The organism is Blastococcus aurantiacus, from assembly GCF_900102425.1.
GTDB classification, from domain to species: Bacteria; Actinomycetota; Actinomycetes; order Mycobacteriales; family Geodermatophilaceae; genus Blastococcus; species Blastococcus aurantiacus.
The window spans coordinates 394,915-409,390 of record NZ_FNBT01000002.1 but is presented as its reverse complement, the minus strand read 5'-3'; the positions used below and the strand labels follow the sequence as shown (position 1 = coordinate 409,390).

14 protein-coding genes are annotated in these 14,476 nt (G+C 73.5%); 4 read left to right on the top strand and 10 right to left on the bottom strand.

The window, feature by feature from the left end; translation table 11 throughout:
* Positions 1 to 9 precede the first annotated feature (9 nt).
* Entirely contained in the window at positions 10 to 1,308 is a 1,299-nt protein-coding gene (locus BLS70_RS05470) for a YncE family protein (RefSeq protein ID WP_091764618.1), read from the bottom strand.
* Positions 1,309 to 1,551: 243 nt separating this feature from the next.
* Between BLS70_RS05470 and BLS70_RS05465 the strand changes: the two genes are divergently transcribed.
* On the top strand, positions 1,552 to 1,896 hold the full coding sequence (locus BLS70_RS05465) for a hypothetical protein (RefSeq protein ID WP_091764617.1): 345 nt from the start codon (positions 1,552 to 1,554) through the stop codon (positions 1,894 to 1,896).
* Complete coding sequence (locus BLS70_RS05460) at positions 1,893 to 2,654, top strand: hypothetical protein (protein WP_091764616.1); 762 nt, start codon at positions 1,893 to 1,895, stop codon at positions 2,652 to 2,654. Before BLS70_RS05465 ends, BLS70_RS05460 begins: the two co-directional genes overlap by 4 nt.
* A 10-nt stretch (positions 2,655 to 2,664) precedes the next feature.
* Here BLS70_RS05460 and BLS70_RS05455 read toward each other — a convergent pair whose 3' ends face one another.
* The 8 genes from BLS70_RS05455 to BLS70_RS05420 all read right to left on the bottom strand — a co-directional run bounded on the left by BLS70_RS05455 (position 2,665) and on the right by BLS70_RS05420 (position 11,794).
* Positions 2,665 to 4,608 carry an NlpC/P60 family protein gene (locus BLS70_RS05455; RefSeq protein ID WP_255362252.1) on the bottom strand — a complete coding sequence of 648 codons (1,944 nt, stop codon included), beginning with the start codon at positions 4,606 to 4,608 and terminating at the stop codon, positions 2,665 to 2,667.
* 206 nt (positions 4,609 to 4,814) lie between these two features.
* Positions 4,815 to 5,006, bottom strand: a complete 192-nt coding sequence (locus BLS70_RS05450) for a hypothetical protein (RefSeq protein WP_091764615.1) — start codon at positions 5,004 to 5,006, stop codon at positions 4,815 to 4,817.
* 186 nt (positions 5,007 to 5,192) lie between these two features.
* Positions 5,193 to 6,482 (bottom strand): citrate synthase, encoded by a 1,290-nt coding sequence (locus BLS70_RS05445; protein WP_091764614.1) that lies wholly within the window; start codon positions 6,480 to 6,482, stop codon positions 5,193 to 5,195.
* A gap of 70 nt (positions 6,483 to 6,552) precedes the next feature.
* A complete protein-coding gene (locus BLS70_RS05440) occupies positions 6,553 to 7,872 on the bottom strand; it encodes a glycosyltransferase family 2 protein (RefSeq protein WP_091764613.1) in 1,320 nt (439 codons plus the stop codon).
* Positions 7,873 to 7,915: 43 nt separating this feature from the next.
* Positions 7,916 to 9,040: a DegT/DnrJ/EryC1/StrS family aminotransferase gene (locus BLS70_RS05435; RefSeq protein ID WP_091764612.1), complete on the bottom strand. Its 1,125-nt coding sequence runs from the start codon at positions 9,038 to 9,040 to the stop codon at positions 7,916 to 7,918.
* Positions 9,037 to 9,552 (bottom strand): sugar 3,4-ketoisomerase, encoded by a 516-nt coding sequence (locus BLS70_RS05430; protein ID WP_091764611.1) that lies wholly within the window; start codon positions 9,550 to 9,552, stop codon positions 9,037 to 9,039. The genes BLS70_RS05435 and BLS70_RS05430 overlap by 4 nt, the downstream gene beginning before the upstream one ends.
* An 86-nt stretch (positions 9,553 to 9,638) precedes the next feature.
* Entirely contained in the window at positions 9,639 to 11,033 is a 1,395-nt protein-coding gene (locus BLS70_RS05425) for a class II fumarate hydratase (RefSeq protein ID WP_091764610.1), read from the bottom strand.
* Between the two features lie 71 nt (positions 11,034 to 11,104).
* Entirely contained in the window at positions 11,105 to 11,794 is a 690-nt protein-coding gene (locus BLS70_RS05420; RefSeq protein ID WP_091764609.1) for an acyl-ACP--UDP-N-acetylglucosamine O-acyltransferase family protein, read from the bottom strand.
* A 160-nt stretch (positions 11,795 to 11,954) separates the two neighbouring features.
* Between BLS70_RS05420 and BLS70_RS21210 the strand changes: the two genes are divergently transcribed.
* Positions 11,955 to 12,644 (top strand): hypothetical protein, encoded by a 690-nt coding sequence (locus tag BLS70_RS21210; RefSeq protein ID WP_091764608.1) that lies wholly within the window; start codon positions 11,955 to 11,957, stop codon positions 12,642 to 12,644.
* 38 nt (positions 12,645 to 12,682) lie between these two features.
* A complete protein-coding gene (locus BLS70_RS21205) occupies positions 12,683 to 13,324 on the top strand; it encodes a DUF1707 SHOCT-like domain-containing protein (protein ID WP_091764607.1) in 642 nt (213 codons plus the stop codon).
* Position 13,325: 1 nt separating this feature from the next.
* Here BLS70_RS21205 and glpX read toward each other — a convergent pair whose 3' ends face one another.
* Positions 13,326 to 14,375 carry a class II fructose-bisphosphatase gene (gene glpX, locus BLS70_RS05405; RefSeq protein WP_218122291.1) on the bottom strand — a complete coding sequence of 350 codons (1,050 nt, stop codon included), beginning with the start codon at positions 14,373 to 14,375 and terminating at the stop codon, positions 13,326 to 13,328.
* Between the last annotated feature and the right edge of the window lie 101 nt (positions 14,376 to 14,476).

Genomic DNA, 14,476 nt, shown 5'->3' with positions numbered 1-14,476 from the left:
GGCGCGGTGCTACTCCCAGGCGGTGAGCACGTCGCCGGCGACGACGCCGGCGCGCACCCGCTGGGGGTGGTCACCCACCGGGATCCGGGCGATCTCACGGGCCGTGGCGTAGTCGATGACGACCACCTCGTCGGTGCCGCTCACCGACACCCAGCACTCGTCGCCGACGACGCCGTTGGTCGACCAGTAGGGCTTCTCGCCCACCTCGACCAGCCGGTGCTCGCCGGTCTCGCGGTCGACGATCGCCGCGTACCCGTCCATGGTCCCGGCCGCGCACAGCGTCGTGCCCGCGGGGTTGATGGCCAGGCCGTGGTGCGCGGAGTCGAGCACGTACTTCTCGCGGGGTTCGGTGGTCCGCTTCGGCAGGTCGACCACCCGGGTCACGGCGCCGACGGCCGGCTCGCCGTCGTAGGTGCTGCTCGTGTCGGCGTCCGGCGCCTGGGTGTCGAACTCGATCCAGCCGTGGAAGAACGAGACCTGCAGGTAGACGTAGCGCTCGTCCGGGGCCACCGCCATCGGGCGGACCGCCGAGGCCATGCCCGGGTAGCCGGCCTCCTCGAGTTCGCGGCCCATGTCCCAGCGCTGCTCGACGGTGAGCCCGTCGGTGCGCACGATCTGGAACCACTGCTCGCCCTTGAGGGTGTCGAAGGCCTGGCGGACGACGGGCCGGTCGGTGGGTGTGTAGACGCGTCCGATGCTCGCGTGGAACACCCGCGAACCGTCGGCGGTGTAGTTGTTCTCGTGCGGGCTGTCGCCGCTGGGGAACTCGCCGGTCTTGCGCCCGGTGGCGAAGTCGAGCTCGTGCACCTTGTTGGCGGTCGAGTCGCTGACCAGCAGCCGGGTGCCGTCGGGGGAGACGCCCATGTGGTCGGAGCGGTAGCCCTCCATCGGGAAGCGCCAGCGCAGCTCGCCGGTGGCCAGGTCGATGGCGACGACGTCGGCGAAGCTCGGCCGGCTCACGGCCAGCAGCCGGCCGTCGTGCGTCGTGTACATGTCGTCGGTGTACTGGGCGCGGCCCTCACCGATGGCCGCCTGGATGGCCAGGTAGAACGCCAGCTTGTCCGGCCGGGCGATGATCTCGGCCATCCGCTGCCGGCGGTCGGGGATGGTCGAGATCGTGGTGATCGGCTCGTGGGTGGCCGCGTCGACGACGGTCGCCGTCCCTTCCCAGTTGTTGCCCACGAACATCACCGCGCGTGGACCGTCGGCGGCCTCGTCGGTGGCGGCGGCCGGTGCGGTCGCACCCGTCGCGGCCAGGACGACGGCGAGCGCGGTGGCGGTCAGTGCAGGAGCGATGGCGCGGCGCATGAGGGCCCCTCGGCTGTCGGCTACGCATGGGGAACGGCTCGGCGGCCGCCCGGTTACGCCCGGTTGTCGGGAGGATCGCGGCCCGGGTCGGTGATCGGGGCCAATTCGTCGTCCCGGATCGGGTCCATCCGGGCACTGTGCTGCCGATATCCAGGTCGTGACGCCTCGCCCCCGGACCCGCCGCACAGCAGGCGCGGTCCCGTCGGGCACGGCAGCCGGGCGGTCTTCCCGGGACGGCGTCCGATGAGCGTGCTGCCCAGCGGCGGCACCGGCTCGGAGGTCCTCGTCCCGCACTGGCTCGCCTCGCCCGACCGCCTCCAGCTGGCCGCCGCCGTCCGCGCCGCCCTCGGTGACCCGGCCGTGCACCCGGTGGCGCACATCCAGCTCCAGGACGTGCTGACCGAGCTGCACGTCGCGGCCGCCCGGGACGCCGTCTGGCCCGCCTCCGCCGCGCGGGTGCGGCTCGCGACCGGCTGGGACGCCGACGTGCTGCCGGTACGCCTCAGCGCCGCCGAGCTGACCGCCGTCCTCGCGCTCTGCCCGCTGCCGGACGACCTGCGCGCCCGGCTGAGCGGGGTCGAAGCGTGACGGCCTTCGGACGCCACGGTTCGGTCGGCCTGGTGCAGCGCCTGCGCCCGACCCGGATCGACGCCGCCGACCTGCTGGACGTGGTCGAGGTGGTGCTGCCCGTGGTGGCCGGCCCCCGGCTGCGGGTCGAGCTGCTCCGGCGCAGCGGCGCGGGCTCCGTGCTCCTCGTGGAGGAGGACGAGCGCAGCATGCGCGCGGACCTCGCCGAGCTGGCCGACGACATGACCGGGGCCGGCATCGCGCCGACCCCCGAGGCGATGACCGCGGCCCTGCGCTCGTGGATCGCCCACCGTCCCGTGACCGACGCGGCCGCGGCCGCGGACGGGATCGCCGTGCTCGACTGGGCCGACGCCACCCGCTCCGCCGTCGGGTGGCGGGTCGTGGTCCGCCGCGGCGACCTCACCCACGTCTGGACGCCGCTGGCCGACGCGCCGGCCGAGCAGGTGGACGACATCCGCTCGTCCGCCACCGCCCGGGCCGGCGATGTGCAGCTGACGCTGCACGTCGAGGGACCGGTGGCGCTGTGGTCGCACACCTCGATGCCCGTGCTGGCCACCACCGCGCTGGCGGCGCCCGGGCGGATGCTGACCCGCGTCGCGGACGCCGGCCTGCCGGTCGACGACGTGCACGTGGTGGTCACCCCGCAGCGGCCGGTCGCCTGCGCCGGCCGGAGCGTCGCCGCACGGCTGGCGGGGGAGACCTCCGAGGCCAACGTGACCCTGCCCTGGGCGCGGCTGACCACCCTGCCCTGGCTCTAGCCGCTGCGGCTCAGGAGATGTAGCCGAACTCCCAGTGCCACGGCTCCGGCTTCTCGCCGCCGGGGGCCGCCCAGTCCGGCTGGACGAACCCGAACCGGCCGGCGTTGGCCGTCATCCAGCGCCACTGCTCGGACCCGCTCCGGTGGATCCCGCCGCACAGGTCGACCGCGAGGGCCCAGCCGTGGTTGGAGGTACCCGGCACCGCGGCCAGCGCGGGCTTGCGGGAGAACGCATCGACCTGGCTGGCCAGCGAGCGGTAGGAGTCGGTGATGCACAGCCCGGTGCCGAACTCGGCCTCGTAGGCCTCGCCCATCGCGGCGTAGCCCGCCGCGGCGTCGCAGCGCAGCGCGTGCCGGTACACCCCCAGGCGGCACAGCGCCTCGGTCGGGATCTCGCCGTTGTCCCAGCCGCCCCAGCGGGGGCTGTTGCCGCCCGGCGTCGCGAGCGGGGCTCCGCACGGGCCGGTCGGACCGCCGGCGGGCAGCGCTGCGTTCGGGGTGCCGGTCGCGGCAACGGGCACGCGGACGGCGGTCGAACCGGCGGCCACGGAACGGATGCCCACCTGGTACGTCGCCGCCGAGGCGCCCAGCACGTCGCCGTCGCCGAGGTAGATGCCGACGTCCTGGCCGCCGGGGGAGAAGACGAGGTCACCCATCTCCAGGCCGTCCAGCGGCACCGCGGTGCCGGTGGCCCACTGCTGCTGGGGGGTGGCGGGCAGGGCGTAGCCGCCGAGGAGCCACGAGGCAGCGGTGAAGCCGCCGCAGTCGTAGGTCTCCGGGCCGGTGGACCCGGCGACGAAGGGCTTGCCGAGCTGGGACAGCGCGTTGCTCACCGCGGCGACCGTCTCCGACGGCAGCACGGTCACCGGGCTGCTGCCCGACACCGCCCAGGCCACACCGGGAACGGGGTTGCCGTCGGCGTCCAGCGCGGGGGAGAGCCCGGCGGGGAGGTCGGTGGGGTCGACGATGTCGGCGGCGGCCGGCGGCTCGACGCCGGCGCCGGTCAGCTGGGCCAGGTAGCCCTGCCAGCGCGCGACGGCCCGCTGGTTGCGCTCCTGCTGCTGCCCCGCTGCGGGGATCGTGCCGAGGGAGGCCAGCCGGCCGGTGACCTCGGTGCTCAGGTCGTCGACCTCGGCGCGCATCCGCTCGAGGGCCGTGGCCAGCTCCTGCTCGGCGTCGGCCGCGACGGCCTCGGCCCGGTCCACCCGGGCCTCCGCGTCGGCCAGGGCGGCGGCGCTGCGTTCGGCGCGCACCACGGAGGCCTCGCGTGCCTGGTCGGCGTCCGCGGCCAGCTCCTGCGCCAGCGCGCCGGCGGCGAAGGAGGCGTCCAGGCTGGGCACGGGGTAGCGGGCGGTGGGCGTGGCGCGGTAGAGGTCGGCGGCGCCCGTGCCGACCACCTGCTGGACGCTGTCGACCGCGTCGCGAGCGGACTGCTCGGCGGCGCGCGCCTCCGCCAGCTGGTCGCGGCGGTGCGCGGCGGTCTGCTCGAGGGCGCGGTACCCGTCGGCCGCCTCCAGCAGCGAGCTGCGGGCGGTGAGGGCCAGGGCGGTGACGTCCAGCGGCCCGCCCGAGGGGGTGGTGGTGCCGGGCAGCACCACGGTGATCAGGGCCGGCACCAGCAGAGTTCCCAGGGCGACGACGCCCAGCCGGGAGGACCAGCGGGAGCCGGCGCGCTCGGTGGCGGCGGCGCCGGTCCGGGCGGGGGACCGCTCGGTGGTGTGCCGCTTCGCGGTGGGGCGCTTGCCGGCGGGGCGCTTGCCGGCCGGACGCGTGCCGGCCTTCGCGGCCAGGGCAGCCCGGGCGGCAGCCAGCTGGGCGGGCGTCAGGTCGGGACGGGCGGCGGCGAGCTGCCGGAGGGCCATGGCCTCGCGGAGGGCCTGAGCCTCGCGGGCGTCGACGACGGGCCGGGTCGCGGGACGGGCCGCGGAGCGGACGGGCGTGCGTGGTGCGGGCACTGCGGCGTCTCCCGGCGGTCTCGTCGTCTCGAAGGCCGGCCCGCTGCGGGGGTGCAGTCGGGCTCAGACCTCGTATCGACGTGCCGGGAGGGGCGCCGGAGAGGGGGGCGAGGCGTTCTCACCCCTCCGGGTGAGGGTGAAAGCTCGGGAGGCGCTCGGAAGGATGAGCAGGAGGACCCGCGCCGGTGCGGACGGTCACGGAGCGGTCAGGGGGCCCACCAGGCGCCGTGCCGGTGGACGAGGGGGATGCGCAGCTCGCCGCCGTCCTCGGTGGACACGACGACCTCGACACCGGTGATCCGCACGGGCGGTCCGTCGTCCTCGGGTTCGAGCAGGGTGCCGCTCGCCAGCGGGATGGGCGGCACGACGAGGACGTCGTCGCCGGGCGGCTCGGCCATGGGCGGACCTCCTGGTGTGGCGACTCCTCCGCGGGTGCGGGACGCCCTCACCGTAGGGGGACGACGTCCCGGACAGCGATCGGGCCGGGCAGGAACCCCCTGGTGGGAGCCCGCCCGGCCCGGTCGTGGCCCCCTCCAGAGGCTCGCCCCCAGCGTGCGAGGGGTGAGGAGGAGAAAGTCCTTCTCCTAGCGCCGCTCGAGCGGCACGAAGGCGCGCTCGGTCTCGCCGGTGTACAGCTGGCGCGGGCGGCCGATCTTGGTCGTGGGGTCGGCGATCATCTCGCGCCACTGCGCGATCCACCCGGGCAGCCGGCCGAGGGCGAACAGCACGGTGAACATGCGGGTCGGGAAGCCCATCGCCTGGTAGATCAGCCCGGTGTAGAAGTCGACGTTCGGGTAGAGCTTGCGCTCCACGAAGTAGTCGTCCTTCAGCGCGATCTCCTCGAGCTGGCGGGCCAGGTCGAGCAGCTCGTTGTTGCCGCCGAGCTTGTCCAGCACGCTGTCGGCGGTGGACTTCACGATGGCCGCGCGCGGGTCGTAGTTCTTGTAGACCCGGTGGCCGAAGCCCATCAGCTTGACGCCGGGCTCCTTGTTCTTGACCCGCTCGACGAAGCGGGGGATGTCGCCGCCGTCGGCCTTGATCGCCTCGAGCATCTCCAGCACCGACTGGTTGGCCCCGCCGTGCAGCGGGCCGAAGAGCGCGTTGATGCCGGCCGAGACGGAGGCGAACAGGTTGGCGTGCGAGGACCCGACCAGCCGCACGGTCGACGTCGAGCAGTTCTGCTCGTGGTCGGCGTGCAGGACGAAGAGCATGTCCAGCGCCTTCACGAGCTCCGGGTCGGCGTCGTAGGGCTCGGCGGGGAACCCGAAGGTCATGCGCAGGAAGTTCTCGACCAGGCCCAGGGAGTTGTCCGGGTAGAGGAACGGCTGGCCGACCGACTTCTTGTAGGCGTAGGCCGCGATCGTGGGCAGCTTGGCCAGCAGGCGCGTCGTGGACATCTCGACCTGGTCGTGGTCGAAGGGGTCGAGCGAGTCCTGGTAGAAGGTCGACAGGGCGCTCACCGCGGACGACAGCACCGGCATGGGGTGCGCGTCGAGCGGGAAGCCCTTGAAGAACTGCTTGAGGTCCTCGTGCAGCAGGGTGTGCCGGCGGATGCGCTGGTCGAACTCGGCCAGTTGGTCGGCGGTGGGCAGCTCGCCGTAGATCAGCAGGTAGCTGACCTCGACGAAGCTGGCCTTGCCCGCCAGCTGATCGATCGGGTAACCGCGGTAGCGCAGGATGCCCGCGTCACCGTCGATGTAGGTGATCGCCGAGGTGCAGGCGGCCGTGTTCACGAAGCCGATGTCCAGCGCGACCGTGCCGGTCGTGGCCAGCAGCTTGCTCGTGTCCAGGCCGTCGGCGCCCTCGGTCCCGTGCTTGACGGGAAGGGGCAGTTCTCCACCGGGGTAGCGCAGGGCTACATCTGTCTCGCTCATCGATCCGGACGCTACCCCCGTCGCGGTCCCGGGGCCCGGTGTCCACGCCCGCGGACCACCGGCTGGCCGGTCACCCGGCGATGACGTGGCCGGCGTCGACCGACCACACGGCGGCCGCCCGGTCCTCGTGCCAGCGGGCTGCCCGTGGTGCGACGGCCAGCCAGGGGTGGGCGAGCAGGGCGGCCGGGTCGTCGGCGGGGACGAGCTCGACGTCGATGTCGGTTCCCTCGGCCAGAGCGCGTTCGACCAGCGGCACCGCCTCCTCGAGGGCTGCCGGTGGGACCGCGATCACGAGCTTCCCGGCCACCCCGGCGGCCGCCACGTCGCGCAGTGCCTGGACGGTCGCGCCGATCTCTGCGGCGTCCAGCGCCGGGGCGGCGAGAGCGACGGGATAGGTCCGGGCCCACACCTCCAGCTGCTGTGCGAAGCGGCCGAGCAGCGCGGGTCCGTGCGCCCGCGCCCAGAGCGGGCCGCCGGCGTGGTCCGGGCCGCCGGCCTCGAGCTCCACGAGCGCCGCGGTCGCCAGGAAGACCGCCTCCAGGGACGGCCCACGGTTGGGGTCGTCGAGGAGCGTGCCCAGCCGGCGGGTGGCGTGGTCCAGGAGCCGGGCGTAGGCGGTGCGGCGCTGCGCCGGCTCGGCGAGGAATCCCAGCCCGATGCCCCAGTCGATGAGGCGCACCCAGTCACGCTCGCCGCGCGCCATGATCCACGGGTTCCACGTGTTCTGCCCCGGATGCTGGCGGAACCGGCTCAGCGTGCGCGGGGTGAACCACGCCGGGCCCCTGGCGAGGAGCTCGAGCCAGACCTTGACGTCGGTGATCACGTCGACGCGCCGTCCGTCCGGGTCCCAGATGGTCGACGGGTCGAGTGCGTCGCGGCGGATCAGCGCCGTCGTGAACTCGCCGATCACGTTGGTGCAGGTCTCGAGCATGGTGTCGCCCAGCTCCCGGCCGTCGATGGCCCCGGGCCGGTCCCGGACCGCCGGGAACTCGCCCAGCGATCGGCCGTTCTCGTCGATCAGCGAGCGACGGGAGAACGCCAGGGCGGCGTCCGGCGTCGACTCCAGCCCGCGCACCAGCTCGCGCACGCAGTCGGTGGCGAGGACGTCGTCGTGCAGCAGGTACTTCACGTACTCGCCGCCGGCCGCCTCCAGGACCGACCGGAGGTTCTCGTAGGCACCGACGTTGGTCTCGTGCCGGATCACCCGGATGCGGTCGTCCTCGGCCGCGGCCGCGGCGATGATCGACGGAGTGCTGTCGATCGAGCCGTCGTCGCCGATGACGATCTCGACGTTGCGGTAGCTCTGGTCCCGCGCCGAGCGCAGCGCGGCCTTGAGGTAGCGCTCGCCGTTGTACGTGGGGATCAGGATGCTGACCAGTGGTCCGGTCATGGATGTGGTCGTCTCCTTCAGGGGCCTGGTGCTGGGGCTCGGATCAGGGGCGGAAGCTGCGCACCGCGTCGATCACCGCGCCCTGCTCCTCGCGGCGCAGGGTCGGGCCCATCGGCAGGCTCAGCACCTCGCGGGCGAGCCGGTCGGCCATCGGCAGGTGCGCGTCGGCGAGCCCGGTGCCGGCGAAGGCGCCCTGGCGGTGCGGCGGCACGGGGTAGTGCACGAGGGTCTCCACCCCGTACGCGGCGAGGTGCTCGCGCAGCCGGTCACGGTGCGGGCTGCGGACGACGTAGAGGTGCCAGACGGGATCGGTGCCAGGCACCCGCTCGGGGAGGACCAGGTCCAGACCGGCCAGGCCCTCGTCGTAGCGTCGGGCCGCGGCGTCCCGGCGGGCGTTGTGCTCGGACAGCCGAGTCAGCTTCACCGTCAGCAGGGCGGCCTGCAGCTCGTCCAGCCGGCTGTTCCAGCCGACCTCGTCGTGCCGGTACTTCTCGGTGGAGCCGTAGTTGCGCAGCGAGCGCAGCCGCTGCGCGGTGACGGGGTCCGAGGTGGTGACCGCACCGCCGTCACCGAAGGCGCCCAGGTTCTTGCCCGGGTAGAAGCTCCACGCCGTCGCGTGCGTGAGACCGCCCAGTGGCCGGCCGCCGATCCGGGCGCCGTGGGCCTGCGCCGCGTCGTCCAGGACGACGAGATCGTGACGGCCGGCGACCCGCAGTACGGCGTCGAGGTCGACCGGGTGCCCGTAGAGGTGCACGGGCACCACGGCGCGGGTGCGCGGGGTGACGGCGTCCTCCAGTGCGTCGGCGTCCCAGGCGCCGGCCGCGGAGAGCACGTCGACCGGCACCGGGACCGCCCCGACGTGCACGACGGCCAGCCAGGTGGCCACGAAGGTGTGCGAGGGGACGAGGACCTCGTCACCGTCGCCGACACCGAGGGCGCGCAGCCCGAGCGACAGGGCGTCGAGCCCGCTGCCCACCCCGACGGCGTACCCCGCCCCGACCGCCGCGGCCCATGCCTGCTCGAAGCGCTCGAGCTCGGGACCCATCAGCACGCGGTCGCTGTGCAGCACTCGAAGGGCAGCTGCGTCGAGATCGTCCTGCAGTTCGGCGTGCAGACGCTGGAGGTCCAGGAACGGCACCCGCAGGCGCCCGGGCGGCGCTGCGGTCATGCCGGCGCCGGAGCGACGAGTTCCCCGGCCGCCTCGGCGGCCCGGCGGGCGTCGGCGAAGCCGTCGTAGTCCCGGTAGTAGTCGTCCTCGGAGTAGGGCAGCGAGGCCATCACGAGGCAGACGCTGCCGGAGGAGAAGTTGCCGAGCTCCCGCCAGGTCAGCCGGGGGACGTACAGCCCGTGGTACGAGCGGTTGAGGTGGAACCGCGCTGTGCGGGAGCCGTCGTCGACGACGACGTCGAAGCTGCCGGAGGCCGCGACGATGAGTTGCTGGAGGTCGCGGTGGGCGTGGCCGCCCCGCGACTCGCCCCCAGGGACGTCGTAGAGGTAGTAGACCCGGGCGATGTCGAAGGGGACGTGGTCGCCGCCCTCGATCATCGTCAGATTGCCGCGGGGGTCCGTGATCCGGGGCAGATCGACGATCCGACAGCCGGCGCCGTCACCCTGCGGGCGAGGATTCCAGTCCGTGGTGCGGCGGCCCGGGCCGAGGGAACGTCGTTCATCGAGAGCCACGCCGCTGTTATCGGCAGACGCTCCATCGACCCGGACCGCGACACCGACCGCCGTTGCGTCGTCGGGCCCCGCTGGCGCAGCGGGAGTCAGGGATGGGTCATCGAGAGCACATCGAGGGCCTCGTCGAGCTGCTGCTCGGTGAGCTTCCCCTGCTCGACGTAGCCGCGCTCCAGCACCACCTGGCGGATGGTCTTCTGCTCCTTGAGCGACTGCTTGGCCACGACCGCGGCCTCCTCGTACCCGATGTACTTGTTCAGCGGCGTGACGATCGACGGCGAGGACTCGGCGTAGATCCGGCACTGCTCGACGTCGGCCACGATCCCGTCGACGCAGCGGTCGGCCAGCAGCCGGCTGACGTTGGCCAGCAGGCGGATCGACTCCAGGACGTTGCGGGCCATGAGCGGGAGCGTGACGTTGAGCTCGAAGACGCCGGTGGTGCCGGCGTAGGTGACCGCGGCGTCGTTCCCGATCACCTGGGCGCCCACCTGGATGACCGCCTCGGGGATCACCGGGTTCACCTTGCCGGGCATGATCGAGCTGCCGGGCTGGAGGTCGGGCAGCTGGATCTCGCCGAGCCCGGTGCGCGGGCCAGAGCCCATCCACCGCAGGTCGTTCACGATCTTGATGAGACCGACGGCGATCGTCTTGAGCTGGCCGGAGGCCTCCACCAGCGAGTCGCGCGAGCTCTGCGCCTCGAAGTGGTTGCGGGCCTCGGTCAGGGGGAGGTCGAGCTCGCCGGCCAGCTTGTCGATGATCGCGGCGGCGAACCCGGGCGGGGTGTTGATCCCGGTGCCGACCGCCGTGCCGCCCAGCGGCAGCTCGCCGATGCGGGGGAGCGAGGCCTGCAGCCGCTCGACGCCGTAGCGGACCGCCGCCGCGTAGCCGCCGAACTCCTGACCCAGGGTCACCGGAGTGGCGTCCATGAGGTGCGTGCGACCGCTCTTCACGACCGTCGCGAACTCCTCGGCCTTGCGCTCCAGCGAGGCCTCGAGGTGCTGCAGGGCCGGGATCAGGGTGGTGACGATGGCCCGGGTGGCGGCGATGTGGATGGCCGAGGGGAAGACGTCGTTGGACGACTGCGAGGCGTTGACGTGGTCGTTGGGGTGCACCGCGCTGCCCAGCGACTCGGTCGCGAGGCTGGCGATGACCTCGTTGGTGTTCATGTTGCTCGACGTCCCCGAGCCGGTCTGGAACACGTCGATGGGGAAGTGGTCGTCCCAGTCGCCGCGGGCCACGGCCGCGGCGGCTTCGCCGATCGCACCGGCGACGGCGCTGTCGACGACCCCGAGGTCGGCGTTGACCGCGGCGGCCGCGCCCTTGATGGCGGCCAGGGCGGCGATGAGTTCGCGCTCGATCGGGGTGCCGGAGATCGGGAAGTTCTCGACGGCGCGCTGGGTCTGGGCCCGCCACTTGGCCCATGCGGGAACGCGGACCTCTCCCATGGAGTCGTGCTCGACGCGGTACTCCGGCTCGGTGGACACGGTGCGCTCCCGGTGTGGTGTGGTGTCAGTGCTCCGGCAGCGACCCTAGACACCCCCGCCCCGGGCTGCGATCAGCCCCGGCGCTCGCGGGATCGTTCCCTGTCCCGCACGGTCGTCTCGTAGTGCTCGACGACGTCCCGCACCGGCCCTCGGGCCGGTGTACGACCCTCGAGGACGTACGCCGCGATGTCGGTCGCGTGCTCGGCGAAGCCGAACTTCTCGACCGCGTAGTGGTTGATGCTGTCGGGCTTGCCGGGGATCGAACGCGTGAACGGTCGGACGTGGCGGCGGGCCACGGCTCCCGCGGCCACGATGGAGTACTGGCCGACGACGACGTCCTGGACGACGCCGCTCCCCAGCGCCAGGTTGGCGCCCCGGAGCACCCGGACCAGGCCGGCCAGGGCCACCATGGGCGTGAGCACCACGTGGTCCTCCAGTTGCGCGTCGTGGGGTACGTGGACGCTCTGCATCAGGAACACGTCGTCGCCGATCGTCGTCACGTCCTCGTAGCAGCCCTTCTGCACCGAGGCGAACTCACGGATCGTGTTGCGGTTGCCGATGGCGACGCGCTTGTCCGAGTCGTCGTACCGGGGGTTGCGGGTGTCCTGTCCCGGTAGTCCGATGCAGACGTGCGAGGACAGCAGGTTGTCGTCGCCCATGACGAGCGGGCCGCGCAGGTGACAGAACGGACCGATGGTGTTGTGGTCCCCGAGCTGCACATCGCCCTCGATGACCGCGGTGGGATGGATGTCGTTGCCCATGGACACCGCACTTCCGAGGAGTTGGTGGCTGTCGGGCGGAGCGTAGTGCGGACGGCGCGGCGCACCCCGGGTGTGTGTCGGGGCCCGGAACCGTGGCACGACCCGGATCGGGAAGCCCTAGCATCGCCGACGGCAGCCCGTGCCCGAGCGAGGAGTTCCGATGTCGCAGCCGCCGTACCCGCACCCGGGTGGTTCCGACACGGGGGGCGACCGCCCCGCCGGCCCGCAGCCGGAACCGTCCGCCCGGCCCTACCCCGAGTGGCAGCCCGCCCCGGACGCCGCCGGCCCGCAGCCCGGCGCGCAGGGTCCCTACCAAGGGCCGCCGCAGTACGGTCAGCCGCCGTACGGACAGGCGCCCTACGGGCAGCCGCAGTACGGCCAGGCCCCCTACGGGCAGCCGCAGCACGGCCAGTACTACGGCCAGACCCCGTATGGCCAGCCGCAGGACCAGGCGCCCACCCCGCCCTGGGGGCAGGGCGCGGCCACCTCGGGGAAGGGCAACAAGGTGGCCATCGTCCTGGCCGCGCTCGCCGCCCTGGTCGTCGCCGGGGTGGCGGTCGCCCTGTTCGTCGGGCTCGGTTCCGACGACGACGGCGACAGCGGGGGGCGCGGCGGCGACTCCTCGGTCCCGGCGGCGACCTCGGAGCCCGAGGGCCTCGGGGACGACCCGGAGTTCGACGAGTACGCCGAGCAGTGCTACGACGGCGACATGGAGGCCTGCGACGACCTCTACCGGCAGTCGCCACCGGAGTCCGCCTACGAGCTGTACGGCGGCACCTGCGCGGGCCGGCAGCCGAACGCCGACGCCTCGAAGGTCTACTTCGTGGACGCCTTTCCGCCGGCCAGCTGACCGGTCCGCCGAGCGGCGTCTCGGCTACGGTCGGGGTCGTGTCCGACGACGCACGACTCCCTGCCGTACCGGCCCCGGGAGACGCCGGGGCCCCGGGCGTCCGGGCCTCCGACTCCGACCGCGAGGCGCTGGTCGCCCGGCTCCAGACGGCGCTCGCCGAGGGGCGTATCGACCTCGACGAGTTCGGCCAGCGGGCCGGCGCCGCCTACGCCGCGGTCACCACGGACGAGCTCGCCCGGCTGGTCTCGGACCTCCCGGCCGGTGCGCCGGCCGAGATCGTCGGTACCCGCGCCCCGGAGCAGCAGACCAGCGTCTTCGGGGACATCACGCTCGCCGGCCCGTCGGTGCCGCTCCGGGTCTCCACCGTCTTCGGCGACGTGCGGATGGACCTGCGCGGGCTGCGCACCGACGCCGACCGGCTCGACCTCTACCTGACCACGTACTTCGGCGACGTCGACGTGATCGTCGCGGAGGGGGTGGACGCGGAGATCCAGGGACGCACCGTGTTCGGCGACCGCAAGGTCGACCTCGCGCCGGTGCCCCGCGTGAGCGGCACCCCGCGGGTCGTCGTGCACGCCCGCACCGTGTTCGGCGACCTGAAGCTGCGCAGCCTCGCCCCCGGGGAGTCGGCCAGCCGCTGGCGGCAGGTCATGGACCGGCTCGCCCAGCGGCGGCTCTGACTCAGGCCTCGCGGTCGAAGGGGACGGCGGAGTAGGCGCGCAGCTTCTCCAGCGAGTGCAGGCTCTCGATCGAGCGGATCGTGCCCGACTTCGAGCGCATCACCAGCGACTGCGTGGTGCACCCGCCGGCGCGGTACTGGACCCCGCGCAGCAGCTCGCCGTCGGTGATGCCGGTGGCGACGAAGAAGACGTCGCCGCGCACCAGGTCGTCGATGTGCAGCACCCGGTCGAGGTCGTGGCCGGCGTCGAGGGCCTTCTGGCGCTCCTCGTCGTCCTTGGGCCAGAGCCGGCCCTGGAAGGTGCCGCCCATGCACTTGAGCGCGCAGGCGGCGATGATGCCCTCCGGCGTGCCGCCGATGCCGAGGATGAGGTCCACGCCGGTGCCCTCGCGGGCGGCCGCGATCGCGCTGGCGACGTCGCCGTCGGTGATGAACTTGATGCGGGCGCCGGCCTCGCGGACCTCCTGCACCAGCTGGGCGTGCCGCGGCCGGTCGAGGATGCAGACGGTGACGTCGCCGACCGAGCTCTTCTTCGCCTTGGCGACGCGGCGGATGTTCTCCGCCACGGGCACGGTGATGTCGACGACGTCGGCGGCGGCCGGCCCGGTGGCCAGCTTCTCCATGTAGAAGACCGCCGACGGGTCGTACATCGCGCCGCGGTCGGCCACCGCCATGACGGCGATCGCGTTCGGCATGCCCTTCGCCATCAGCGTGGTGCCGTCGATGGGGTCGACGGCGACGTCGCACTCCGGGCCCTGGCCGTCACCCACCTGCTCGCCGTTGTAGAGCATCGGGGCCTCGTCCTTCTCGCCCTCCCCGATGACGACGACGCCCTTCATGCTCACCGTGCCGATGAGGGCCCGCATCGCGTCGACCGCGGCACCGTCACCGCCGTTCTTGTCGCCCCGCCCGACCCAGCGCCCGGCGGCCATCGCCGCGGCCTCGGTCACCCGCACCAGCTCGAGGGCCAGGTTGCGGTCGGGAGCGGGGCGGTCGGTGCGGAAGTCGCGCCCGCTCGAGGAGACGGGGCCTTCGGGAACGGGCAGCGACACGGGACCTCCTGGTGGGGGGCCCGTCCCGACCGCCGTCGAGCGCAGGGCGGAACCCGGGACGCGGCCATGGGCGGCAGGGCGGTGGAGCTCTCCTGCGATCC